General features: G+C 38.1%; 20 protein-coding genes. 8 read left to right on the top strand and 12 right to left on the bottom strand.

What is annotated here, in order from left to right; translation table 11 throughout:
* Genes BI291_RS01625 through BI291_RS01610 form a run of 4 tightly spaced genes read left to right on the top strand, consistent with a single transcriptional unit; the run spans position 1 to position 2,357 of the window.
* The gene (locus BI291_RS01625) at positions 1–345 is read left to right on the top strand and encodes an ArsC family reductase (RefSeq protein WP_074495815.1); all 345 of its coding nucleotides are present in this window, start codon (positions 1–3) and stop codon (positions 343–345) included.
* A complete protein-coding gene (gene dapE, locus BI291_RS01620; RefSeq protein WP_074495813.1) occupies positions 345–1,484 on the top strand; it encodes a succinyl-diaminopimelate desuccinylase in 1,140 nt (379 codons plus the stop codon). Before BI291_RS01625 ends, dapE begins: the two co-directional genes overlap by 1 nt.
* Before the next feature lie 14 nt (positions 1,485–1,498).
* Positions 1,499–2,182, top strand: a complete 684-nt coding sequence (locus BI291_RS01615; RefSeq protein WP_074495811.1) for a M15 family metallopeptidase — start codon at positions 1,499–1,501, stop codon at positions 2,180–2,182.
* On the top strand, positions 2,175–2,357 hold the full coding sequence (locus tag BI291_RS01610; RefSeq protein WP_074495809.1) for a hypothetical protein: 183 nt from the start codon (positions 2,175–2,177) through the stop codon (positions 2,355–2,357). Before BI291_RS01615 ends, BI291_RS01610 begins: the two co-directional genes overlap by 8 nt.
* Before the next feature lie 23 nt (positions 2,358–2,380).
* Here BI291_RS01610 and map read toward each other — a convergent pair whose 3' ends face one another.
* From map to BI291_RS01590, 4 genes are all read right to left on the bottom strand, one after another.
* A complete protein-coding gene (gene map, locus BI291_RS01605; RefSeq protein WP_217693803.1) occupies positions 2,381–3,175 on the bottom strand; it encodes a type I methionyl aminopeptidase in 795 nt (264 codons plus the stop codon).
* Complete coding sequence (locus BI291_RS01600) at positions 3,168–3,374, bottom strand: ParD-like family protein (RefSeq protein WP_074495799.1); 207 nt, start codon at positions 3,372–3,374, stop codon at positions 3,168–3,170. The genes map and BI291_RS01600 overlap by 8 nt, the downstream gene beginning before the upstream one ends.
* A gap of 145 nt (positions 3,375–3,519) precedes the next feature.
* On the bottom strand, positions 3,520–4,305 hold the full coding sequence (locus BI291_RS01595; RefSeq protein WP_074495797.1) for a M48 family metallopeptidase: 786 nt from the start codon (positions 4,303–4,305) through the stop codon (positions 3,520–3,522).
* A gap of 121 nt (positions 4,306–4,426) precedes the next feature.
* A complete protein-coding gene (locus tag BI291_RS01590) occupies positions 4,427–5,059 on the bottom strand; it encodes a hypothetical protein (RefSeq protein ID WP_074495796.1) in 633 nt (210 codons plus the stop codon).
* Positions 5,060–5,118: 59 nt separating this feature from the next.
* Here BI291_RS01590 and BI291_RS01585 point away from each other — a divergent pair, with 59 nt between their 5' ends.
* On the top strand, positions 5,119–5,481 hold the full coding sequence (locus BI291_RS01585) for a hypothetical protein (RefSeq protein ID WP_074495794.1): 363 nt from the start codon (positions 5,119–5,121) through the stop codon (positions 5,479–5,481).
* On the opposite strand, the gene BI291_RS01580 is transcribed toward BI291_RS01585, so the two are convergent.
* The 4 genes from BI291_RS01580 to smc form a co-directional block, all read right to left on the bottom strand.
* Complete coding sequence (locus BI291_RS01580) at positions 5,478–5,801, bottom strand: DUF3392 domain-containing protein (RefSeq protein ID WP_074495793.1); 324 nt, start codon at positions 5,799–5,801, stop codon at positions 5,478–5,480. The two genes, BI291_RS01585 and BI291_RS01580, sit on opposite strands and share 4 nt — an antisense overlap.
* Complete coding sequence (ligA, locus tag BI291_RS01575) at positions 5,798–7,849, bottom strand: NAD-dependent DNA ligase LigA (RefSeq protein ID WP_074495792.1); 2,052 nt, start codon at positions 7,847–7,849, stop codon at positions 5,798–5,800. The genes BI291_RS01580 and ligA overlap by 4 nt, the downstream gene beginning before the upstream one ends.
* A 65-nt stretch (positions 7,850–7,914) precedes the next feature.
* On the bottom strand, positions 7,915–8,961 hold the full coding sequence (gene zipA / locus BI291_RS01570; protein WP_074495791.1) for a cell division protein ZipA: 1,047 nt from the start codon (positions 8,959–8,961) through the stop codon (positions 7,915–7,917).
* A 12-nt stretch (positions 8,962–8,973) separates the two neighbouring features.
* Positions 8,974–12,489, bottom strand: a complete 3,516-nt coding sequence (smc, locus tag BI291_RS01565; RefSeq protein ID WP_074495790.1) for a chromosome segregation protein SMC — start codon at positions 12,487–12,489, stop codon at positions 8,974–8,976.
* Positions 12,490–12,628: 139 nt separating this feature from the next.
* Between smc and cysZ the strand changes: the two genes are divergently transcribed.
* Positions 12,629–13,375 carry a sulfate transporter CysZ gene (gene cysZ / locus BI291_RS01560; protein WP_074495786.1) on the top strand — a complete coding sequence of 249 codons (747 nt, stop codon included), beginning with the start codon at positions 12,629–12,631 and terminating at the stop codon, positions 13,373–13,375.
* 132 nt (positions 13,376–13,507) lie between these two features.
* On the opposite strand, the gene BI291_RS01555 is transcribed toward cysZ, so the two are convergent.
* The 4 genes from BI291_RS01555 to BI291_RS01540 all read right to left on the bottom strand — a co-directional run bounded on the left by BI291_RS01555 (position 13,508) and on the right by BI291_RS01540 (position 18,568).
* Positions 13,508–13,960 carry a hypothetical protein gene (locus tag BI291_RS01555; protein WP_074495784.1) on the bottom strand — a complete coding sequence of 151 codons (453 nt, stop codon included), beginning with the start codon at positions 13,958–13,960 and terminating at the stop codon, positions 13,508–13,510.
* 18 nt (positions 13,961–13,978) lie between these two features.
* The gene (locus tag BI291_RS01550) at positions 13,979–14,449 is read right to left on the bottom strand and encodes a hypothetical protein (RefSeq protein WP_074495782.1); all 471 of its coding nucleotides are present in this window, start codon (positions 14,447–14,449) and stop codon (positions 13,979–13,981) included.
* Positions 14,450–14,505: 56 nt separating this feature from the next.
* Positions 14,506–15,579: a hypothetical protein gene (locus tag BI291_RS01545; protein WP_074495778.1), complete on the bottom strand. Its 1,074-nt coding sequence runs from the start codon at positions 15,577–15,579 to the stop codon at positions 14,506–14,508.
* 445 nt (positions 15,580–16,024) lie between these two features.
* On the bottom strand, positions 16,025–18,568 hold the full coding sequence (locus BI291_RS01540) for a prolyl oligopeptidase family serine peptidase (RefSeq protein ID WP_074495776.1): 2,544 nt from the start codon (positions 18,566–18,568) through the stop codon (positions 16,025–16,027).
* Positions 18,569–18,887: 319 nt separating this feature from the next.
* Here BI291_RS01540 and BI291_RS01535 point away from each other — a divergent pair, with 319 nt between their 5' ends.
* Both BI291_RS01535 and BI291_RS01530 read left to right on the top strand, forming a co-directional pair.
* On the top strand, positions 18,888–21,140 hold the full coding sequence (locus BI291_RS01535; RefSeq protein WP_074495775.1) for a YgiQ family radical SAM protein: 2,253 nt from the start codon (positions 18,888–18,890) through the stop codon (positions 21,138–21,140).
* A 234-nt stretch (positions 21,141–21,374) separates the two neighbouring features.
* Entirely contained in the window at positions 21,375–22,964 is a 1,590-nt protein-coding gene (locus tag BI291_RS01530) for an ABC-F family ATPase (RefSeq protein ID WP_074495774.1), read from the top strand.
* Positions 22,965–23,573: the final 609 nt, after the last annotated feature.

Genomic DNA, 23,573 nt, shown 5'->3' with positions numbered 1-23,573 from the left:
ATGACAACTTTATATGGCATAAAAAACTGCGACACCGTAAAAAAAGCACGAAAATGGCTTGATGAGCATAATATTACCTATCAATTCCACGATTTTCGTACTGACGGTCTAGATAACAATCAGTTACAACAATTTGTTGCTATGTCTTCATGGGATTTATTACTCAATAAACGTAGCACAACGTTCCGAAATTTAGACGAACATATAAAAACTAATCTTTCAGATACCGTAGCCTCAGAACAAGTATTATTACAGCCAACGTTATTAAAGCGCCCTTTGTTGCTTATTGACGACCAATTACATCTAGGTTTTAAGGCAGAAAATTATCAAGAGATTTTTGCCTAATGACGACAACTAACACGCCGGTTTTAACTCTCGCCGCAGATTTGATCTCTCGTCCATCGGTTACTCCTGAAGATGCAGGTTGTCAGCAGGTGATGTCTGAACGCCTAGAAAAATTAGGTTTTCTAACCGAATCAATGGTATTTGAAGACACCACGAATATGTGGTGTCTTAAAGGCGATACTGGGCCAGTATTTTGCTTTGCTGGTCATACTGATGTGGTACCAGCTGGTCATTTAGCAAGCTGGGATACTCCGCCTTTTGAACCCACTTTCAAAGATGGTTATTTATTCGGACGCGGCGCCGCTGATATGAAAGGTAGTTTAGCGGCTATGGTAGTAGCAACAGAAAAGTTTGTTGCAGAACATCCACATCATAAAGGCTCTATCGCTTTTTTAATTACCAGTGATGAAGAAGGTCCATTTATCAATGGTACTACACGAGTAATAGACACTTTAGAAGCAAGAAATGAAAAAATCGATTATTGCATAGTTGGTGAACCTTCTAGCACAAATGAAGTGGGAGATATTGTTAAAAACGGCCGTCGTGGTTCAATTTCAGGTGAATTAAAAGTAATCGGTAAACAAGGTCACGTTGCCTACCCTCAACATGTTGAAAATCCTATTCATCTTGCAATGCCAGCTTTAGCTGCACTGAGTCAAACACATTGGGATACGGGTAATGAGTATTTTCCTGAAACAAGTTTTCAATTATCAAATATTCAATCTGGCACTGGCGCAACAAACGTTGTTCCTGGTCATTTAACCGCATGGTTTAATTTACGCTATAGCACAGAGTTAACCGATGAAAAAATCGTCAGTAAGATCGACGCGATTTTAACTGAGCATCAGTTAAACTATGAAATTAAATGGACATTTAATGGTAAGCCTTTCATCACAGAACCTGGCACCCTCGTGGATGCAGCGTCAAGCGCTATTCAAACCGTAAAAGGCTTTAACACGACGTTATCTACATCAGGCGGCACTTCTGACGGAAGATTCATTGCGCCAACCGGTGCGCAAGTTGTTGAACTTGGACCTTGTAATGCAACGATCCATCAAGTGAATGAAAGTGTAAAATGTGCTGACCTTGAAGAGTTAGTTGATATTTACTATCACACTCTCGTAAACGTACTCAGTTAAGGCAATACATAATCATGGCTGATCAAACCTTTCTAACAGGTACAAGCGATGCACATATTCATTATTTGTCAGATAATAAGGGAATACACCACGATATGCTTTTCCCTTGGTCAAATTTAGTTGATGCTGCGAAAACAGTGGGTTTTCAATTATCTATCGCAAGTGGTTTTCGAGATTTTGATCGCCAGTTGAATATTTGGAATAAAAAGATGAAGGGAGAATTGCCTGTTTTCGATTTACAACAACAGCAAGTAAACCTAACTAAGTTATCAACTGAAGAAAAAGTACATGCTGTCATGACATTTTCAGCGCTTCCTGGTGCTAGTCGTCACCATTGGGGAACAGATATTGATGTTTATGACCCATCATTGCTTAGCAACGGGCAGCAATTATCACTTGAAGCATGGGAGTATGAGGAATATGGTCCATTTGCTAAACTAACGAAATGGCTTAATGAAAATGCGCAAAATTATGGTTTCTATTTTCCATATCAATGCTATCAAGGGGGAGTTGCTCATGAGCCTTGGCACTTATCGTTTGCCCCATTAGCAACTCAGTTCCTAACAGAATTAACGCCAGAAATATTAGCTAACACTCTTCACAAACATGAAATTGAGGGAAAAGCTTTTATTCTTGATCAAATAGAGCAATTAATGGAACGCTACGTATACAACGTTCAAGGGGTATCACATGGATAACTGGTTAATCATTACAATTTTTATTGTTGTTGCGCTGATATTTATTGGTAACTTTAGCACTGTGCGTAGAAACGCAAAAACACCACTACGTAAAAAAAACTTAAATGATCTTGATGAAACACTTCCTCGGTCAAATAAAAAGCCTCATAAAATGGACTCATTCAACAAGAAGTAGTTGTATTGTATAGGGTGAATTTTTTATACGTTTAGTGTCGCAGGCAACGATTCATCATCTCTTAGCGTCAGCACTTCTACCCCATTAGCGGTGACAAGTACCGTATGTTCCCATTGTGCAGATAACTTTTTATCCCGAGTGACAACGGTCCAGCCATCTTTTTTTTCTTTCGTTTTATGAGTGCCTTGGTTAATCATAGGCTCTATTGTGAATGTCATGCCTGTTTTTAATTTAATTCCCATTCCAGGCTTACCAACATGAAGCACTTGTGGTGGTTCATGCATCTCACGTCCAATACCATGTCCACAATACTCTCGAACGACGCTAAAGCCGTGACGCTGTGCGTATGATTGAATAGCATGTCCTACATCACCTAAGGTAGCGCCAGGCTTTACCATAGAAATACCTTGCCACATCGCTTGATAAGTTACTTTAGACAATTGCTTTGCTCTTGGTTTAACATCACCAATTAAATACATTTTACTACTGTCAGCAACAAAGCCATTTTTTTCTAGGGTAATATCAATATTAACTATATCGCCAGATTTTAATCGTTTATTTTCACTTGGAATTCCATGACAAACAACCTCATTTACTGACGAGTTTAATACATATTTATAACCATACTGACCTTTGCTCGCTGGACGAGCATTAAGTGTATTAACAATAAAATCTTCAACAAAATCATTAATCGCTAACGTTGTAACATCAACAGCTATAAAGGTATCGAGTTGTTTAAAAACCTTTGCTAATAATCGGCCTGATTCTCTCATTAATTCGATTTCAGCGGTTGATTTAATAATAATATTGTTATTCACCGATAAGCCTTACTGAGATGACTTGACCTGAGCGCATCTCTCGTTCAATGATTTGTTCATAGCTTAGCGTTGGATTTTGCTCTGCGAGTCGCCCTATTTTTAGCCAAAATTCAGCCTGAGAATTAATAGAACGTTCCATAACACTACTGGTTTTTCTAACTTCATCATGTAATTGTTCTGAAATTTTAACAATACCCATTTAATATCTAACCCAAAAAAATACGTTTCATATACATATTGCTATAATACATATATACATTCAACATTATTGGTATAATTTATTGAAAAAAAATGGTGGCAAAAATTGCCACCATTTTATTCACTCAAAAGGGAAAGCTACTGCACTATCCGCAGCTAGGACGAAGGGTTGAACGTTGATAAATTGCTTGAGCTGTTGGTAAGTTTTTCGATAAATCATTTATCCGTGTTTGATTTGACGGATGCGTTGATAAAAATTCGGGGGGTGAACCTTTAGATTGCTTCGCCATATTCTGCCACAATGAAATGGCTGCTGACGGTTTAAAGCCTGATTGCGCCATTAGCTTTTGACCAACGATATCTGCTTCGCTCTCATGCATACGACTATATGGCATTAATATGCCATATTGCGCAATGCCTAAACCAACCATCAGCCAAGTTTCTTTATTTTCCACCTCTTGCTGCGATAAAACGGCACCACCAACAGCTGCCCCCGCTTGAACCAGTTGATTTGACGATAATCGCTCATTAGAGTGACGCTCAGTGACATGAGCAATTTCATGACCAATAATTGCAGCAAGTTGATCTTGACCTTGGGCAACGTTAAGAATCCCCGTATATACACCTATTTTACCGCCTGGTAAGGCAAAGGCATTTACTTGTTCAGAATCAAACACAACGACTTCCCAATCGCCAGAATGGGCTTGTTTTGATACATTTTTTGTCACTGCTTTTGCAACACATTGCACATAATTATTGGTTGCAATATCTTGGCTAATTTTCTCTTTCTCTTTTAATTCCTCAAAAGAAGTAGCCCCCATCTTGTTCAATTCACTGTCTGAAAATAACGTAATTTGATTACGGCCTGTTGAGGATTTAGCACAACCACTCACAGCCACAATCGTTGCTATTATTAATAATGTTGATTTCATATCAGCCCTTTAATTAAAATCCATAGCTTCATAATAAGCAAACATCGGCATGATCTAAACCATTTAACATAATTTAATTATAAATAAGCTAGTTTAACTGTCTATAAAGAGACAAGGATGACTATTGCTTTATCAGTGTATTTTGACCTTTGCTGACACCGTGAACATCTTTTTTATCAAAACCTAGCGTTACATGAAAATCTTTTGCAGCCAAACGCAAGGTTTGTCGCATAAAGTCACCATCGTTAGAAGAAGCAACGACAAAATAACTGGTGTTATTGCCTTGACTCACTCTACCTAAGCCTTCTAGTGTGATACGCACGGTTCGGCCAAGAGTGACTTCCTCTTTTTTCATTAATTGATATTCTTGTGGCGCAACCAATGTCACATGAAAAGCATTACCGTCTCGGTTCGCTTGATTCATACGGTATTGTTTAAACTCATCACCGAGTATTGTTTTTAATTGTGCCAAAAACTTTTCAACTTCTGTACGCTCTACTTTAGCACCAATGTAGGTTAGCCCGTTGCTGTCAGACATTTCACTGACCGTAGAAATAATCACTTTTGTGAGATCATCTTTATACTTTTCATCATCTAACGATTTTAGCGCTTTAGCATGACCAGGCCTTACTTCGACTTGTTGTTGAGGTTGTATTGAAAGCTGCTTGTATTCGGTAGAAAATGCAAAAGCAACTTGTGTTATTGAAGATGCCCAAAAGGCAATGAATATAAGTTTTTTACTGTGTAATGCCATTTCTTTCTTTATACTTAACGTTGAGTGTGATCTTTATTCTACGAGTAAGTAAGGCAATAATGAAGTATTGGTTTAGTCCTGAAGTATTTAATAGCATTGCAATTACGTTATCAACCTTCCGTTGGAAGTTGTTAGGCTGGAGTGTTTTTGCTTTTGTTTTATATTTTGTATTACAACGACAAATTACTAACTTAACACCTGAATCATTGATTTGGCTAGCGCTATTTATATTGTTTTCCGCCCTTCAAGCGCTAGTGCTGTCTGCATTTATCTTTTTCTTTCAAGTGTTACCATCATCAAAAGTACAAGATAAAAAATGGCGACAGTTTTATCAAAAAATAGAGTGGTGTGAAGCTGCCATTTTTGGTTTTATTTTACCAGCACCAAGTTTACTGTTTCTGTATGCCTTTTTTACCGTTTAGATATGACGTTGCTTTTGGGCATAAATGCCTAAAACAGCAAAAATTATGACCACTGTTGGGACAATATAAACAGTAGGTATGCTACTGAGCTGTTCAGCAAGTAACGCAGTAAGCCAAACCGTTAACAAACCATAGCCAAATGCACATACCACAATAAAGACTAATGTACGCACAACAAAGTGTTGCTTTCTTATCATATGTTTTAATGCGCCATTAATATCATTGCCAAACAACACGAGTATCGTCGCTATTATGGCTAACGCGGCTTGATATTGATAAGGACGAAACCATTGCCCTAATGATGTAAGTAATTCGATCATAACACTACCTTATGCTCTGCAAGTAATGCGAGTAGATCGTCTTCGGTTAAAACCTTTACTCCCAACGATTGGGCTTTTGTTAGCTTTGAACCTGCTTTTACTCCAGCAACTAAGTAATCTGTTTTAGCAGAAACACTGCCCGCAACTTTCGCCCCTAACGACTGTAAATATGCTTTGGCATCATTACGACCCATTTTATTTAACGTACCCGTGATCACATAGGTAAGATCAGTTAACGGTTGTTGCTCTTCTGTTTTAGCAACAATATCTGGCCATGTCATGATCTGCTCTAGCGCTTCAACAACGTCGACATTGTGTGATTGTGCAAAAAATTGAACAATATTTTTAGCCACAACCTTACCAACATCTGGAACAGCTTGTAATGCTTCTTCATCAGCAGTTTTAATCGCTTCAAACGTTAAAAAATGCTGTGCCAAATTTGCCGCCGTTGTTTCACCTACTTCACGTATTCCAAGCGCATAAACAAATTTTGCTAACGTTGTATGTTTTGCTTTTTCTATCGCTTGTACAAGATTCTGAGCAGATTTTTTCCCCATACGTTCCATGGTACTGATATCAAGCTCAGATAAACTAAACAAGTCAGCAGGCGTTTGAATTAATTTTTCATCAACAAGCTGCTCAACTAACTTATCGCCTAAACCATCTATATCTAGTGCTTTGCGCGAAGAAAAATGCTTGATTGCTTCTTTTCGTTGTGCACCGCAAATCAAGCCACCAGTACAGCGTAATACGGCCTCTCCTTCTAGTCTTAGTACATCTGACTGACACACAGGACAAATTGTTGGAAATTCAACGTCTTTGGCATTATCAGGGCGTTTATCTAATACTACACTGACAATCTGAGGGATCACATCACCTGCGCGTCTAATGATGACCGTGTCTTTTACTTTAATGCCAAGCCGGTCTATTTCATCTTGATTATGTAATGTGGCGTTGCTAACGGTTACCCCACCAACAAACACAGGCTTTAACCGAGCAACAGGGGTGATAGCGCCAGTTCTTCCCACCTGAAATTCTACTTCTTCCAGTGTGGTTAATTCTTCTTGGGCAGGAAATTTATACGCGGTGGCCCAACGAGGTGCACGCGCCACAAAACCCAGTGTTTGTTGATGACCGATATCATCCACCTTAAATACAGTGCCATCTATTTCATAATCAAGCACAGAACGCTGATTAAGAATGTGCTGATAAAAATGATCAACCTGCGATGTATCTTCAAGTAATCGAACTTCTGGACAAACAGGTAAACCAAGCTGTTTAACTTGTTGTAAGCGCTGATAGTGGCTTGTGGCAAGCCAGTCCTCGTTATTTTGACCGATGATATCTTCAGAAACGAACCCTAGTCCATACGCATAAAAAGCTAGATTTCGTTTAGCTGCAATTTTAGAGTCAAGTTGGCGTAAACTTCCGGCTGCTGCATTACGAGGATTAGCAAACGTTTTCTCACCTTTCTTCACCGCTGTTTCATTGAGCTTCTCAAAGCTCGCCTTTGGCATAAACACTTCACCACGAACCTCTAATACCTTAGGAAAAATAGCTCCATGAAGCTTCAAGGGGATCGATTTAATCGTTTTTATGTTTTCGGTGATATTCTCGCCTACGGCTCCATCTCCTCGAGTTGCCGCTTGTACTAATAATCCATTTTCATAACGTAAACTTACCGCAAGGCCATCCAATTTAGGTTCAGCACAAAATGATATTGCCTCATGCGTATTCAATCGGTCTTGAATCCGTTTAACAAACGCCTGCCACTCTTCAGCCGAAAAAACATTATCTAATGACAACATCGGTATTTGATGTGTAACTTGCGTAAAGGCTTTTAACGGCTCACCGCCAACACGTTGACTTGGCGAATCACTTTGCTTTAAACGAGGGTATTGCGCTTCAAGTTCTATTAACTCACGCATCAGCCGATCATATTCTGCATCAGGAACACTTGGCCCGTCCATCACGTAATATTCATGGTTATATTGGTTAAGTAAACGATGAAGTTCTGCTACTTTTTCTGATGCTTGTTGTTCTGTCATAATATCTTCGGTTAAAAAAATAAGCCTCAATTGAGGCTTAATATGTTGATTAGGTATGTATAAAACTATGCGGAAGCGATTCGATGTTTGCGTTCAAACTCTCGAATTTTGCTCATGTAATGCTGTTCAGTTTGCTTGGTCATGACACTGCGCTTATCGTCTAGTAATTGAGCATTAAATTCCACTGCTAAATGTTTTGCAGCATTCATTAAGTGTTCAAATACTTCAAATGGATCACCGGCATTTGGTAAGGTCATAAATAATGTGATCCCTTGGGTAGTGAAACTTTCCATATTATCAAGGTCAAACGTTCCAGGGTTCATCATATTTGCTAGGCTAAAGGTGACTTTTCCGTTGCCTGCATTATCTTCATGGCGATGGAAAATATCCATTTCGCCAAAACGTAATCCTAGCGTAAGTAACGTAGGTAACAACGCGGCACCTGATATATGATTATCTTCTGGCATAACCACTGACACAACAATCACTTCTGGATCGATGTCTGGTTTTTGTTCTCGATGTCGTGCTTTCTCGCTTTTTGCTGACGAAGCTTTTTCTTCAAATTCATCACCAAAATTGATTTCCATTTGATCACGTTTTACTTTGCCTTTAGGGGCCTTTTCGCTACTACGTTTTGGTTTACGTCTACTTACAGGCTCTTGATAAACGGGCTCTGTTGCGGTGATGATCTCTTCTTCCACTTCTGGTTGCGTTTCACTCGCATGTGCTTGTGGTGGCGGACTTGTTAATGGAGGTTGTTCAGTAATATCAGACAAGTCCCCTAAAGAAGGTTCTAATGATGGTGAGTTCGCATTCGGTTTATCAACATCTTTTGGTATTGGCTCTTCATCATAATCTGGTGCTGGCGCCGGTGCTGTAGGTACTTCATCTTCGCTTAACGTACTTTCATTTACCACACGTACTTTGCCAATACCATCTTGATCAAACCCTTGACTATCAAAACTGTGTTCAGTTGGAGTCACTGACTCAGGCTTTGCTTTAAGTTTATATGGGTTTTTATTTTTTCTAATCGTCCAAAAGCCATGTACAAATATGGCTGCTATGACAATAGCACTGATAATAATTAATACGTTTCTAAAATTATCTTCCATCTTTTAGCCTGTTTATGATACTTCGGCCATAGCAATTGCTTCTTCAACATCAACAGATACCATACGAGATACGCCCGGTTCAAACATGGTTACTCCTGTTAAGTGAGAAGCCATTTCCATGGCAATTTTATTGTGACTAATATAAATAAATTGTACGCTATTCGACATTTCACGCACTAAATTACAAAACCTTTCTACATTTGCATCATCAAGTGGTGCATCTACTTCATCCAGCATACAAAACGGTGCAGGATTAAGTCTAAAAATCGCGAACACTAATGATAAAGCGGTTAACGCTTTTTCACCACCCGATAATAAGTGAATCGTACTATTCTTTTTACCTGGAGGTCTAGCCATAATTGTTACGCCAGTCTCCAATAAATCATCGCCGGTTAATGCTAAATATGCATCGCCACCACCAAATACCTTTGGAAATAACGTTTGTAAGTCGTGGTTGACCTTATCAAAGGTTGTTTTAAATTTCAGACGACTTTCTTTATCTATTTTTTCTATTGCTGATTCTAACGTTGAAATAGCCTGATTTAAATCCTGATCTTGTTGATCTAGGTAGTTTTTTCGCGTTAATTGACTTTCATACTCGTCAATTGCTGCTAAATTAATCGCTCCAAGTCGTTGAATGTCATTTTGAACCTTTATTAACTTAGCCTGCCATAGAGATTCATTTGCACTATCTGATAAAGACTGTGCAATATCTGTGGCATTTTTACCAATTTCATCAAGCTGTTCAAGTGCATTTTCTGCTTTTATTGAAAAACTTTCAGCACTTAATTGTAATTGAGATAACGCGTGTTTGTGCTGTTCGATTTGTTCGACGGTTTTTGACGCATTTTGTTCCATTTGTTGAAAAATAACTTGTTGTGTTGCAATCACTTTATGCTGTTGTTCAATTTCGTTATCTAACGCGCTCGATGAAGATAACCATCGCTGTAAGTTTTCATTTAATTCAATTAACTTTTCTTCAGGTAAGCTTTCATCGTTATTCATTGCTTTTTGCTGCGCAGATGCATTATCAATCGTTGTTTGATACCGAGAAATATTTTGCTGTGCGAGTTGGCTCTCGTGTTTACTTCTCTCAAGCAATATTTGTTGTTGGTGAATGTTTTCTTTTAGCAATTGGTGTTGCTGATTTATATCAGTTAACGCAGCGTTGTGTTGTTCAATTTTTGTTTCAAGTAACGCCATTGTTGCAACGAGTTCATTGTTCGCGACATTATGGTCAACATGCTGCTCTTTTTCCCATGTTATAAGGTCAACTTTCTGCTTGTTAATCGTTTGTGTTATTGACTGTTGCTCGCGTTGTATATGTGCTTGTTGCTTTTCAATATGCTTATATTTTTGTTGCCAAGTTGCATTAAATTGTGTTGCTTCTAATAACTGCTGTTGATGACTAATTAATTGTTTCGATACTTCTTCTTGCGTTTTTTCTACGTTGTCAATTTGTGCATAAATTCCCTGAAGAAGCGTTTCAGAGTCTTTTAGTTGCTGTATTGATTGTTGGTAAGATTGTTCAAGTTGTTGCTTTTCATTGGTTAAAAGTAAGACGTTATCTGAACGCGTTAATTGACCTTTTCGAATAAAGCTATTTCCTAACCAAACCCCTTGAGGGCAAATAACAGATTGCTGTTGCTTCAACTTTTCTCGCTTAGCAAAACAAGCTGTTTCATCAGTAGCAATCAAGACGTTATAAAATAGGCTTCGTGGCAAAACTTCACTCGACACTTTGCTTGCCAGTGTCGCTTGAATTTGATGAGTGGAAATTTCTTCTACTTGGTTATCTTCACTTGATAAGTAAAGAAAGCAAGCGTCTAATGTGTTTAGTTTTTCCATTTCCGCTTCATGCCATGGCAAATCGAAAACATGTGCTTGTAGCATTTGTTCAAGCACCATTTCTACAGCCAATTCCCAACCAGGTTTAACTTGCAATAAGTCTTGAACTCTACACATTTCACTTTTTAGTGAAGGGGAAAACGTGGACAATTGTGCTTGTTGCCAATTTTCTTGTTGACTCAGCTTTTTGGTTATTTCGTCTACTCGTTGTTGCTGACTCCGGCAATCACCACGAAGCTTGGAAATGGTTTCAGCATGTTGTTGCTGTGTTAATAACGTGGCTTTGAGATCAGCGTTAAGCTCGCGTAGTTGTTGTTCTTTTTCAGTAATAACCTGCCGGATCTGTTGTTCATCAAACAACGACTCCTTCATTAAAGCCGATTTTTCAAGCGCTAACGTTTCATGTTGTTCATTGACTTTATTTAACTGTCGTTGTTGTTGTTCAAGTTCAGATACAAACACTGATTGTTGTTTTTCAAAATGATTTTTAACTTGCACGCTGTCACGATAAGCCAGATTACGTTGTTGTAGCTCTAATTGATATTGTTGGAGTTGTGTTGTTTTGTCGTGGTGTTGTTGCTCACATTCAACAATTTGTGCCTCAATGCTGTTAATATGTTTTGTATATTTTTCAAACTTTTGTTGCGTCTCCACGTAATACTGCTGCTCATGCAACAGCATTTTCTGTGCTTTTTCCATCTGAGCTTTCAACACATCAACGTTTTCTCTACGCTGTTTTTGTTGAGCCTTTTCATGCGTGATTTGTTGCTCAGCTCTCGCAATATCATTAGTCAACACAATTTTATCTTGTTGGCAGTGTTGAATTTGACTATTCGCTGTTTGAATTTGCTGTTTTGCGTTAGTTAACAGGAGAGCATCAGCTTGTTGTGTTTGTTTTAACTCAGCTATTCTATCGTTAACCTTTTGTATTTCTTGTTGCTTTAACTTCGAACGATGTTCAAAGCTCTGCCAACGTAACACAGCTAATTCAGCTTTTAATTGTCGCTCTTCAGCTTTAAACGTTTTAAAACGTTTTGCTCCTTCGGCTTGAATATGCAGCTTTTCAATTTGTTGCGTCAGTTCCAATCGAATGTCGGTTAAGCGATCTAAGTTTTCGCGGGTGTGTCGAATGCGGTTTTCAGTTTCTCTGCGTCTTTCTTTGTATTTCGAAATACCCGCCGCTTCTTCAATAAACACTCTTAATTCTTGCGGTTTAGATTCAATAAGACGAGAAATGGTCCCCTGTTCAATAATCGCATAACTTCTTGGTCCTAAGCCTGTTCCCAGAAAAATATCAGTGATATCTTTCCTACGACACTTAGCACCATTTAAGTAATAGGTATTTTGCGAATCACGATTGACAACACGACGAATAGACACTTGGTTGCGATCAGCCATCGAGCCTTGAAAGCGATCAGCCATGTTGTCAAACATGAGTTCAACACTGGCTTGGCCTATAGGCTTTCTACTTGCAGCACCATTAAAAATCACATCGGTCATAGCATCGCCACGTAAGTGCTTTGCGGAACTTTCGCCTAACACCCAGCGAACAGCATCAATAATATTCGACTTACCGCAGCCGTTCGGACCAACAATTGCGGTCATTTGTTGTTCAAATGGCACTTTTGTTGGATCAACAAAAGATTTAAACCCCGCCAATTTGATATATTTTAACCGCATTTACGCTTGTAGCCCGCATGATATATTGCTTTTATAAACTGACTCTACCAGAAAATATCGCCTTTAGCACCTGTGTTTCCTTCTCTGTTCCAACTTTGCTAGGTATACTATTTTTATTTCAGAAAAGTAAAGGTTAATAATGCAGCAAAACCACTCTTCTCCCTTAGCTTATAGCGGCGCCGGCTATTTATTACTTGGTTTTTCTTTAATCAGAATGAAAGGCGTTAAACGATTTGTATTTATACCGTTATCAGTCAACTTGTGTTTATTCGCCGTTGCGTTCAGTTATTTATTTACAAAACTTGATGAATGGATGCTAGCATTCGAGTCTTGGCTTCCTGAGTTTTTACAATGGCTAACCTGGATAGTACAACCACTTACTTTACTGTTTCTTTTAGTGTTCTTTTCTTTTATTTTTAGTTCTGTTGCTAATTGGCTTGCAGCGCCGTTTAATGGGCTGTTAGCGGAAAAGCTCGAAGCAAAGCTTACCAATAAAATGCCCCCACCTGGTTCAGTGTTTGATATTGTTAAAGATATACCACGTACATTTTCAAGGGAATGGTGTAAATTCCGTTATTATTTACCACGTGCTGTTGGCTTTTTTATCTTGAGCTTTATTCCTATCATTGGGCAAATCATGTGGTTTTTATTTGTTGCATGGATGATGGCGATTCAATACAAAGATTATGCTTTTGATAATCATAAAGTACCCTTTGAAGCGATGAAGCATGCATTAGCAGAGCGTAAAGGGTTAAGTTATAGCTTTGGTGTTACCACAGCGGTATGTTCGATGATACCTTTTGTTAACTTAGTTATTATGCCAGTAGCCATTTGTGGTGCAACTGCCCTATGGGTGGATCATTACCGCGATAACTTTGCTGATTAACTGTTAACACGTATTGAATGACAGCTTTATTACTAGCATAAAAAAGCCCAGCTGTTCAGGCTGGGCTAACATTGATAGGCTATACATGTTTAATTATTTGCATGTGTTATCAAATACCATCGTGTCGTTCTATTATATTTTTAGTCGATATTGTGTTTCTGATATACATTCAAAAAACTTTAAATTTTCCAGAGTTGATTGCGGATCAACTAAGAGATATATTCCAGATGTTGTTACCTTATTGTCCTCATAGTCAATTGTTACTTTTACTCCATTTTCTTGTATATCCAAAAACATAGTATTTATTTTATTATTATCCAAACCGTCGATTAACACAGTACGATTCTCAGAAACAGTTATAATGCTCGGTAATGTATTTGCTTTGATTAAACACATACTTGATAAAATGAACATTCCTAAAAAGACACATATCATTACAATAAAGAACTGAAAATATTCAGCCTTATTAGGTAAAAAATTAAAAAGAAGTACCATAAAGCCTGCTATGATAGATGCATAGTAAATTTTGTAAGGTACTTGTTCTAATAAATTTTTTCTTATTAATGTAACCAATTCTTTTTCCATATAAAACTCATATTACTTTTAACGTTTCAAGATATACCTATATATAAGGTGACCTGTGAGGCATTCCCCTAAATTTTCAAAAAGCCCTTCTGTTTCAAGGTCTTCTTCTGGGTTAATCAGTTTAAACTTACCATAAGGATAAAACTTCTGACGTTTATTATTTTCAACTCGAACGTCTGTAATATCTTCTTTTAACTTCAAAAATATATAAAAAGCTTCAGGCCTATGCTTCCCGTCAATAAATACAGATTTATCATAATTTACAACAATCGTTTTGGGTGTTTTTCTCACCTGCACTAAATAAATAAATGAGTATATAAATGTACCGATAAAGCTTAAAAAGATCATAATTATTCTACCGTAGTATTCTGGTTTACGCGGTCCAAAATTATAAAAAATTAAAAGAGTTACCGCCATTAACACACACACATAAAACATGTGGTGGGGAACTTGGTCAAATATTATTGTTCGTTTAAAGGTTATCGCCATTTTACATTCCTTTACTTAATTCCTTTATTTAATCCGATTAAGTCAATCGAATAAAGTTAATATTTTTCTTCAAACTTTGTTCTTAGAAATACATCATACGCAGTGTACTTTTGATCGCTAATAAATAAACTAAACGATGCCGCAATAAAATTTCCTTCAACCATTTTGCTTATATTTTTTGGCGTTAAGCCAAGGTGTGCATCTATAGACGCTAGACTAATCATTTCATCGTGTGTTGAAATACCATCGCCGTTGTCTTTCCATAAATACAGTTGATTATACTCTTCATCTTGATAAGAGATTTGATTATCTTTGTTAGAATCTAGCATCATCAAACCTTCTAAGTCAGAAGCCCCACTTTTAGATGTAAGCCACGAAAGTGAGATTTCCTTAATATTATCAAAAGTGCCAGAGCCATTCACGTCATATAGTAAAACTGCTTCACTTTTGTCAAACCACGCAACCCTCTCTGCTATTTGGTCGGTATCAATATCAATAAATACCTGACTGTTTTTTAGAGCTAACAGTTCAAGTCCGTTATTTTTCATATCGATAATGATCGGTGGTATAAATGCTTCACATCTAATGCTGTATTTTTCAAACCTGCAGCTATGCCACTCCCAAGTTTCATTATCTCTATAATGGCCTTCATACATGGCCGTGTTATACATTGATGCAAGCTCGTTCGCAATATAATCTGTGCCCCACTCAAGGGTAACCAATACAGGTAGAGTAATAAGCGCACCTGTAATTGAAGGGCCCGCGGTTATAGTAATACCTAAAGCAATGAGTAACCCAGTAGACTCTGAAAGAGCCAACGCCATTTCATCATTGTATATGTGATGTGCTATTTGCCCACCACCATTAAGCATAGTTGTATATACATTTAATTTTGTAATAAAAGCATTAAGCTTGTATATCTCATTACTAATCGCAGCTTTACCAGCTGTGGTAATGCCATAGTTACTTTGGAGATCACCTAAAGCTAACAATAATTGAGATTTTACTGAAATTAGTGCGAGTGTAATATCTGCTACAAGCTCACCATCAAGCATATTATGTAACAGTACTTGATCAATGACATTTTCTTCTTTTTCTAATGCCGTTAAACCGGGCGTATTAAAATACACATAAGAACTGATAATAGTATTTCTACTTTCGAGGTTTATCCTGCAAAGGGGCTCTGATGAAACATAATCAGGCCCATGAACATAGATACTTTTACATGTGACCAGTGGAGCAGCCTCAACATCATTAGAGATTGAGCACCCAAAACCCAAAACCCAAAACCCAAAACAATTACCGCTAATATTTTCACTTTCATCATTAAAATCCTTTTTTATTATTCCATGTAAATATAATTATTACAGAGTACCCCCCCACTTGATATTGTCAACATTTTTATACTTAACACCTTGTTTATCTTTAATAATAACTCTGTTACATCACTCAACCCTAACGTTGAATTAGAACTAACAGTTTTGGTTCATTATTCAAAAAACATTAGGCATAAAAAAGCCCAGCTGTTTAGGCTGGGCTCAAATGTTAACTAAAAATACACTTTATTTGTTAAAGTTAAAGCCTATTTTCAAACAACTTATAGATTCTGCGATACTCATCTAACCATGAACTCGGTTGTACAAAGCCATGGGGCTCTACCGGATAAATCGCCGTTTCAAAGTCTTGCTTTTCTAATTCAATTAAACGCTGTACTAAACGCACTGTATCTTCAAAAAACACGTTATCGTCTACCATAGGCGCATTAATTAACAGGGGCTTTTCTAACCCCTCAGCAAAATAAATGGGCGAGCTACGTTCATACGCAATTGCGTCATCTTCTGGCGTGTTTAAAATATTAGCCGTATAACCGTGATTATAATACGCCCAATCAGACACTAATCTTAATGCTGAACCAGATTCAAATAAATCAGGCTCTTTAAACATCGCCATTAAGGTAAGAAAACCACCATAAGAGCCGCCATACGTACCAATTCTTCTACGATCAACGTTGGCATTTTCAATTAACCATTCAACGCCATCACGCATATCTTCTACTTCTGGTTTACCCATATGACGATAAATTGCAGTTCGCCAATCTCGACCATAACCTTTAGATGCACGGTAATCCATATCGATCACAACGTAACCTTGTTGTACTAACATGCTATGGAACATAAATTCACGAAAATAGCCTGACCAACCTAAATGCGCATTTTGTAAATAACCTGCACCATGAGAGAACATAACCGCTTTATTTTTCTGTGCAGTTTTATCAAAATTTTTCGGTAAATATACGCGTGAATATACAGGTTCACTTTGATATGACGACGGCACAGCAACAACGCTTGGCGCTACCCACGGCATTGATAAGAACTGTTTTGATACCGTGTTAGTAATTCGCTCTGCTTTACTGCTTGAATCAATCGTTTTAACGTACAATTCAGGAGGCATGGTAACCTCAGAATGTTGGATTAATAATTTTTTACCATCTGGGCTTAATGCATAGTCGTTCATACCACCAAGATCAGTTAAGGCGGTTAATTTGCCTGAATCAACAGCGACTTGGTAAATTTCATAAATACCAGGATGTTTTTTATTGGCTTTAAAAATAAAATGGCGTTTATCGTTAGTTAAGCTTACATTGCTTACTTCAAATCGACCTTGCGTTAATTTTTTAGCTTTCCCTTTTAAACGTTTAACATAAAGATGAGAGAAGCCACTTTCTTCAGAAAGATAGTAAAGTTTATCTTCTAACCAACCAAATTCATTAAACGACCAGTTTACCCATGCCTCATCATGAAGCCGATGCTGCGACACTAATGTATTTTCTAATAAGTCTACAGTAGTTAGCCAACGATCTTTATTGTCCCAAGCTTCAAGTAGCACTGCAACTTGTTGACCGTTTTCATGCCATTTGATTGGGTTACTTGCGCGCATCACATGAATATTACGCGGAGACTTTTCACTTTGATACGTTTTGCCTAAACGCTGATGATTTTCTTGTTTTACGCTAGCAAGCACATCTTCGTTATACCCAGGAAGTGTTTCAAAACTTAGAGGGAATTGTTGCCCGGTTTTTAAATCAAGCAGAAAAACGTCTTCTTGGTATTTACGATTATTCGCTACGCGTGAACGTACTTTTTTCGCTTCTATGTCGCCATTATCCGTAATGTAATTCGGCATGATATCCGTTGAAGCACGAGAAGGTTTGCTTTCCGCTACGCTAACAATAAGCTTTTCACCTGTTGGCGATAAACTCGCATGAACGATGCGTTTGCCTTTACCTAAAAAAAACTCTGTCTTCGTTAAGGTAGCGTTTTTAGCTTTTAATTGCTCTTTTTGCTCATCTCGCAATGCTTTATTACGTTGTTGTAAGGCGACATAACCAATTAGCTTACGCTGTTCTTTGGCTAGATATGACGACGGTTGTTCTTCTTTAGATTTATCTTTTACCACTAAGCTAGCAAGTTCTCTAATAGTTTGGCTAGCAAGGTCATGTTCGAAGAATTTATTATTTACTCGGTAAGCAACATTTCCATTTGTAAGAAACATTGGAGAGCGCTCTACCGCAGATGTATAAGTAAGTTGAGTTACTTTACCCGTAGCCAATGTTTTAACAAATACATTGCCTTCAAAGATATAAGCTTCACGTTTACCCAGCTGGTCTTTTACTGCAAATCTATCTTTTACTTGATGGTATTCTGTTAAATTAACTTTTGCTCCGTTGCCCGATTGCTGTAACGATTTACGGAACAAGTCTCGAATGGGGTTACCTTCACGTTTTTGTTGATAGTAAACGGTATTGCTATCATCTCCCCAGTACCAACCTTCGGGACTTCTACCCATCCAATCAGGATCTGACATAATTTTTTCTAACGTTAATTCAATTTCACCTGACGCTAGCGTTTTTTTTGTGACGTTTTTTGTCGGTGTTAAATTTTCGATAGGTGCTGAAGTAGGCTTTTCTTTCGCAAAACTGGCTTGTTGTTCTGTCATCGATGGTTGTTCGACAACGTTTGGTTCATTCAACACAGATTCTGCCGTTTGTTCATTGGTCGTGGCTACACAACCGAACAAAACAACACTAACTGCACTTAAAAGTAAGATGTTATTTTTCATAGTAAATACTTAAGTTTTGTTAAAATAATTATTCAATGATTTTCCCTAGTGTGACGTAAAAAGCAAACGCTTGGCAACCAGAACAGGTTAACCTGTTTATTTTTAGCGCTGAATGTTTTCTTCATGTTGTAACATTACGCTCACTTAATTTAACAAAAGCATTTAAATTACCTAAGCTAAGCCTCGAAAAAACAACAGTAGCTAACTTTGGCTAACAATAATAATTAAAAATGTTATAATCGCGCGCCAAAATCCTATGTTAGATAAATTGGCTTGCGTCTTATCGAACATAGGCACTTTAGTATTAAATAGGCAACACATGATCCCATTACCTAAAACAACCTTGTTTGATTACCCAAAGTATTGGGCTGAGTGTTATGGCACATCAACATTTTTACCCACTACTCGGAAAGAAATGGATGAGCTTGGTTGGGACAGTTGCGATATTATTTTAATTACCGGTGATGCTTATGTTGATCATCCAAGTTTTGGTATGGCTGTTATTGGCAGAATGTTAGAAGCTCAAGGCTTTCGCGTTGGAATTATTGCGCAACCGGAATGGCAATCAAAAGACGCTTTTATGGCACTTGGCAAGCCAAACCTATATTTCGGTGTTACCGCCGGCAATATGGACTCAATGATCAATCGTTATACCGCAGAAAAACGCTTACGCCATGATGACGCTTACACGCCAAATAATGAGGGTGGTAAACGCCCCGATAGAGCAGTTTTAGTTTACTCACAGCGGTGTAAAGAAGCATTCAAAGATGTACCTGTGATTATTGGCGGCATAGAAGCAAGTTTGCGCCGTATCGCGCATTACGATTATTGGTCAGAAAAAGTACGTCGTTCAATATTATTTGATGCCAAAGCAGATTTACTGGTGTATGGCAATGCCGAGCGCCCGCTAGTTGAATTAAGTCACAGAATAGCTAAAGGTGAGCCTGTTGAAACGCTAACAGACATCAGGGGAACAGCATTTTTAGCTAAGCAAGCATTACCCGGATGGCATGGTATAGATTCAAGAGCAATAGATAAACCAGGTAAGATTGATCCTATCGCAAGCCCCTATCAAGAAATTAATGAAACTAGCTGTGCCACTGAACAAGAAAAAACTGTGGACGAAAAGTCAAACACGCAAGTTGTTAATATAGTTGAATTTAAAAGCGATAAACATAAAAACAAGAGCTGGAAAAACAAAACTAAACCGTGGCTTACCACTTACATCAATTTGCCCACTTTTGAGCAAGTTAAAGATAATAAAATGCTTTATGCGCATGCCTCACGTATTTTCCATCAAGAAGTCAATCCTGGTTCTGCTAAACCATTAGTACAGCGTCATGGCGATCGTATTATTTGGCTTAATCCGCCTGCATATCCGTTGAGTGAAGAAGAGATGGACGGTGTTTTCGGTTTACCCTATCAGCGTGTACCACACCCAAATTATGGTGATGCTAAAATTCCAGCCTACGACATGATCAAAACTTCCGTTAACATTATGCGTGGTTGTTTTGGTGGCTGTACGTTCTGCAGTATCACTGAACACGAGGGGCGTATTATTCAATCGCGTTCTGAGCAATCTATTCTGGATGAAATTGAAGATATAAAAGAAAAAGTACCTGGCTTTACCGGTGTCATCAGTGACCTTGGTGGACCGACGGCTAATATGTATAAGCTACGCTGTAAAAGCCCTAAAGCAGAAGCTACCTGCCGAAAACCTAGCTGTGTTTGGCCAACCATTTGTGGGCATTTAGATACCGATCATACCCCGACGATCAATCTTTACCGTAAAGCGCGTAAAATCAAAGGTATTAAAAAGGTATTGATAGCCTCTGGTGTTCGTTACGATCTAGCCGTTGAAGACCCTGACTATGTTAAAGAGCTTGCTGAGCACCACGTTGGTGGTTATCTAAAAATTGCCCCAGAACATACTGAAGATGGCCCATTAAATAAAATGATGAAGCCTGGCATGGGGAGCTATCATGCATTCAAGACATTGTTTGATAAGTATTCAAAAGCCGCTGGCAAAAAACAATATCTTATCCCCTATTTTATCTCAGCCCACCCTGGCACCACAGATATGGACATGGTGAACTTAGCACTTTGGCTCAAAGAAAATGATTTTAAATTAGATCAAGTACAAAACTTTTATCCATCTCCACTAGCAAACGCAACAACGTTGTACCATACAGAAATAGATTCGTTAAGAAACGTCAAAAAAAGCAGTGACTCTGTAGTTGTGCCTAAAGGTGGTCGTCAACGCCGTTTGCACAAAGCAATTTTACGTTACCATGATCCAAATAACTGGCCGATTATCCGTGAAGCACTTACAAAAATGGGCTTAGCTCGCAAGTTGATTGGCACAAAGTCAGGCTGCTTAGTGCCGCCAGAAGGTAGACAAGAAGGCAATTATCAGCATTATAAGAAAGCGGGTAAAGGCAAAAATAATGCTCATGGCTATAAAAAAGGTGAAGGTATTAATAAACGCACGAAAGCGGGCAAAGGTAAACAAGGCTTGACTCGTTTCAGCAATAACCAGTTTTCGAGTAATAACTCATCCAAAAACAGGTAAGCGGTTCCCTCCTCTGTAACCATAATGGTAAACAACAGCTAAAGCTTAGTTATTTTAGCTGTTGTTTTCACATCAATTCCCTGTCTAAACACAACACTAAACTCATCCGTGTTATTACTTAACATTAACTATATAACGGCTAAATTATCAGTATTTATAATTTAACCTACTAGTTAGTTGCTGTATAATCGCGCGCAATTTCTTTACTTCATTTACGCTCGTTAGGAGTCTGTTATTTTAGTCGCCAATAACATCACGCAGCAGTTCGCTGCAAAACCATTATTTGAAAACATCTCACAAAAATTTGGCAACGGTAACCGCTATGGTCTGATCGGTGCCAACGGCTGTGGTAAATCTACCTTTATGAAAATACTTGGCAGTGATTTAGAACCTACCAGCGGTAATGTTAGCCTTGATCAAAATGACCGTATTGGTAAATTACGACAAGATCAATTTGGTTTTGAAGAATACTCCGTTGTTGATACCGTTATTTTCGGACACACCGAATTATGGCAAGTAAAAGAAGAACGAGACCGTATTTACGCATTACCAGAAATGAGTGAAGAAGATGGTATGCGTGTGGGCGACCTTGAATCTTTGTATGCCGAAATGGATGGTTACAGTGCAGAAAGCCGTGCCGGTGAATTACTACTCGGTGTTGGCATACCTGTTGAACAACATTACGGCAAAATGAGTGAAGTAGCCCCTGGTTGGAAATTACGGGTACTTCTCGCACAAGCGCTGTTCTCAGACCCTGATATTTTATTGCTTGATGAACCAACCAACAACTTGGATATTCACACAATACAATGGTTAGAAGACACCCTGAACGAACGTGATTCAACCATGATTATTATTTCGCATGACCGCCACTTTTTAAACTCAGTTTGCACACATATGGCTGATCTAGATTACGGCGAACTTCGCGTTTATCCTGGCAATTATGACGAATATATGCTGGCAGCTACACAAGCTCGCGCTCGTTTACTTTCTGATAATGCAAAAAAACAAGCACAAATATCAGACTTAAAAGCCTTTGTTGCGCGTTTTTCTGCCAACGCATCTAAAGCTAAACAGGCAACGTCTCGTGCTAAACAAATTGATAAAATTCAACTTGATGAAGTAAAAGCGTCAAGTCGCGTTAATCCATTCATTCGTTTTGAACAAGAGAAAAAGTTATTCCGTAATGTGTTAGAAGTTGAGCAACTGAATGTGAGCTTCGACGATAACCATGTATTACAAAATATCAATTTAATGGCAGAAGTCGGCGAACGAATTGCTGTAATTGGTGAAAATGGCGTCGGTAAAACCACCTTTTTACGTACACTGATGAATGAAATTCAGCCTGATAGCGGTGAAGTAAAGTGGTCAGAAAATCATAATATTGGCTATTATGCGCAAGATCACGCACATGAATTTGAAGCAGACATGAATTTATTTGATTGGATGAGCCAATGGCGCAAAGAAGGTGACGACGAACAATCAATTCGTGGAGCGTTAGGCCGCATGTTATTTTCAGCTGATGATATAAAAAAATCAGTAAAAGTATTATCGGGTGGTGAGCAAGGTAGAATGCTTTTTGGCAAATTAATGATGCAAAACCCGAACATTTTGGTAATGGATGAACCTACCAACCATTTAGATATGGAATCGATCGAATCATTAAATATGGCCTTAGAACAATTTGAAGGTTCATTGATCTTTGTATCGCATGACCGAGAGTTTGTTTCTAGTCTGGCAACTCGTATCATTGAAATAAAAGACGAAGGCGTTATTGATTTTGCCGGTAGTTATGATGAATATTTAGCAAGTCAAACAAGCTAAACACAGACATTAAGTGTCCTTTAAATCTTATAAGGGCACTTAATGTCTAGTGACCCCCTTGATTCACACATTTACTTAAGATGTAAACGTGGTTACTCTTTGCAATAATACATGCACTCAACGCCCACGATTACTTGCCCGATGTAATGTTTGAGTAGTTTATGTAATTGATGAGGTTCAGCTTTTTCTTTTGATGTAGTACCTTCTTTCCACGTTCATCAATGATATAAACATATAAAATTGTGCCTGTAGATCGATGCCACAACAAAATGAAGAAGTAGTATATTTCATAGAGCTTTCTCTTTTATGTTTAATCGCCTTTAAGTTTAGCCAAACGCTAGCCTTCGGGGAAAAGTCTCAATTAGAGCGTGTTGATCTTTCAAGTTTGTTTTTGCAGTAATTTGTTTGGTATTTATACAAGGCAGAGCTTGTGTCGTGTAGTTATTCTACTCAAATCAAGCGATAACATAGTAGAAATGCCAAATAGGTGCTGACCGAAGGGTTCAACTAAACGCCTCCTGCTCTTTGTTACTTGAATTAACCATAGAATGACTATGCAAGAATCCAAGTGCCACGATCAGAAGGCGTTTACCTTGAACAAAAATCAAA

It is taken from the genome of Thalassotalea sp. PP2-459 (assembly GCF_001913705.1).
GTDB lineage: Bacteria > Pseudomonadota > Gammaproteobacteria > Enterobacterales > Alteromonadaceae > Thalassotalea_C > Thalassotalea_C hakodatensis.
This window is presented reverse-complemented; position numbering and strand designations above follow the sequence as displayed.

What these genes read in the sequence shown, in the direction of transcription:
- zipA (WP_074495791.1), bottom strand. Translation starts at nt 8,961, where the DNA reads ATGGAAGATAATTTTAGAAACGTATTAATTATTATCAGTGCTATTGTC.
- dapE (WP_074495813.1), top strand. Translation starts at nt 345, where the DNA reads ATGACGACAACTAACACGCCGGTTTTAACTCTCGCCGCAGATTTGATC.
- BI291_RS01595 (WP_074495797.1), bottom strand. Translation starts at nt 4,305, where the DNA reads ATGAAATCAACATTATTAATAATAGCAACGATTGTGGCTGTGAGTGGT.
- BI291_RS01535 (WP_074495775.1), top strand. Translation starts at nt 18,888, where the DNA reads ATGATCCCATTACCTAAAACAACCTTGTTTGATTACCCAAAGTATTGG.
- BI291_RS01590 (WP_074495796.1), bottom strand. Translation starts at nt 5,059, where the DNA reads ATGGCATTACACAGTAAAAAACTTATATTCATTGCCTTTTGGGCATCT.
- smc (WP_074495790.1), bottom strand. Translation starts at nt 12,489, where the DNA reads ATGCGGTTAAAATATATCAAATTGGCGGGGTTTAAATCTTTTGTTGAT.
- BI291_RS01600 (WP_074495799.1), bottom strand. Translation starts at nt 3,374, where the DNA reads ATGGGTATTGTTAAAATTTCAGAACAATTACATGATGAAGTTAGAAAA.
- BI291_RS01585 (WP_074495794.1), top strand. Translation starts at nt 5,119, where the DNA reads ATGAAGTATTGGTTTAGTCCTGAAGTATTTAATAGCATTGCAATTACG.
- BI291_RS01580 (WP_074495793.1), bottom strand. Translation starts at nt 5,801, where the DNA reads ATGATCGAATTACTTACATCATTAGGGCAATGGTTTCGTCCTTATCAA.
- BI291_RS01550 (WP_074495782.1), bottom strand. Translation starts at nt 14,449, where the DNA reads ATGGCGATAACCTTTAAACGAACAATAATATTTGACCAAGTTCCCCAC.
- cysZ (WP_074495786.1), top strand. Translation starts at nt 12,629, where the DNA reads ATGCAGCAAAACCACTCTTCTCCCTTAGCTTATAGCGGCGCCGGCTAT.
- BI291_RS01625 (WP_074495815.1), top strand. Translation starts at nt 1, where the DNA reads ATGACAACTTTATATGGCATAAAAAACTGCGACACCGTAAAAAAAGCA.
- BI291_RS01610 (WP_074495809.1), top strand. Translation starts at nt 2,175, where the DNA reads ATGGATAACTGGTTAATCATTACAATTTTTATTGTTGTTGCGCTGATA.
- ligA (WP_074495792.1), bottom strand. Translation starts at nt 7,849, where the DNA reads ATGACAGAACAACAAGCATCAGAAAAAGTAGCAGAACTTCATCGTTTA.
- BI291_RS01555 (WP_074495784.1), bottom strand. Translation starts at nt 13,960, where the DNA reads ATGGAAAAAGAATTGGTTACATTAATAAGAAAAAATTTATTAGAACAA.
- BI291_RS01540 (WP_074495776.1), bottom strand. Translation starts at nt 18,568, where the DNA reads ATGAAAAATAACATCTTACTTTTAAGTGCAGTTAGTGTTGTTTTGTTC.
- BI291_RS01615 (WP_074495811.1), top strand. Translation starts at nt 1,499, where the DNA reads ATGGCTGATCAAACCTTTCTAACAGGTACAAGCGATGCACATATTCAT.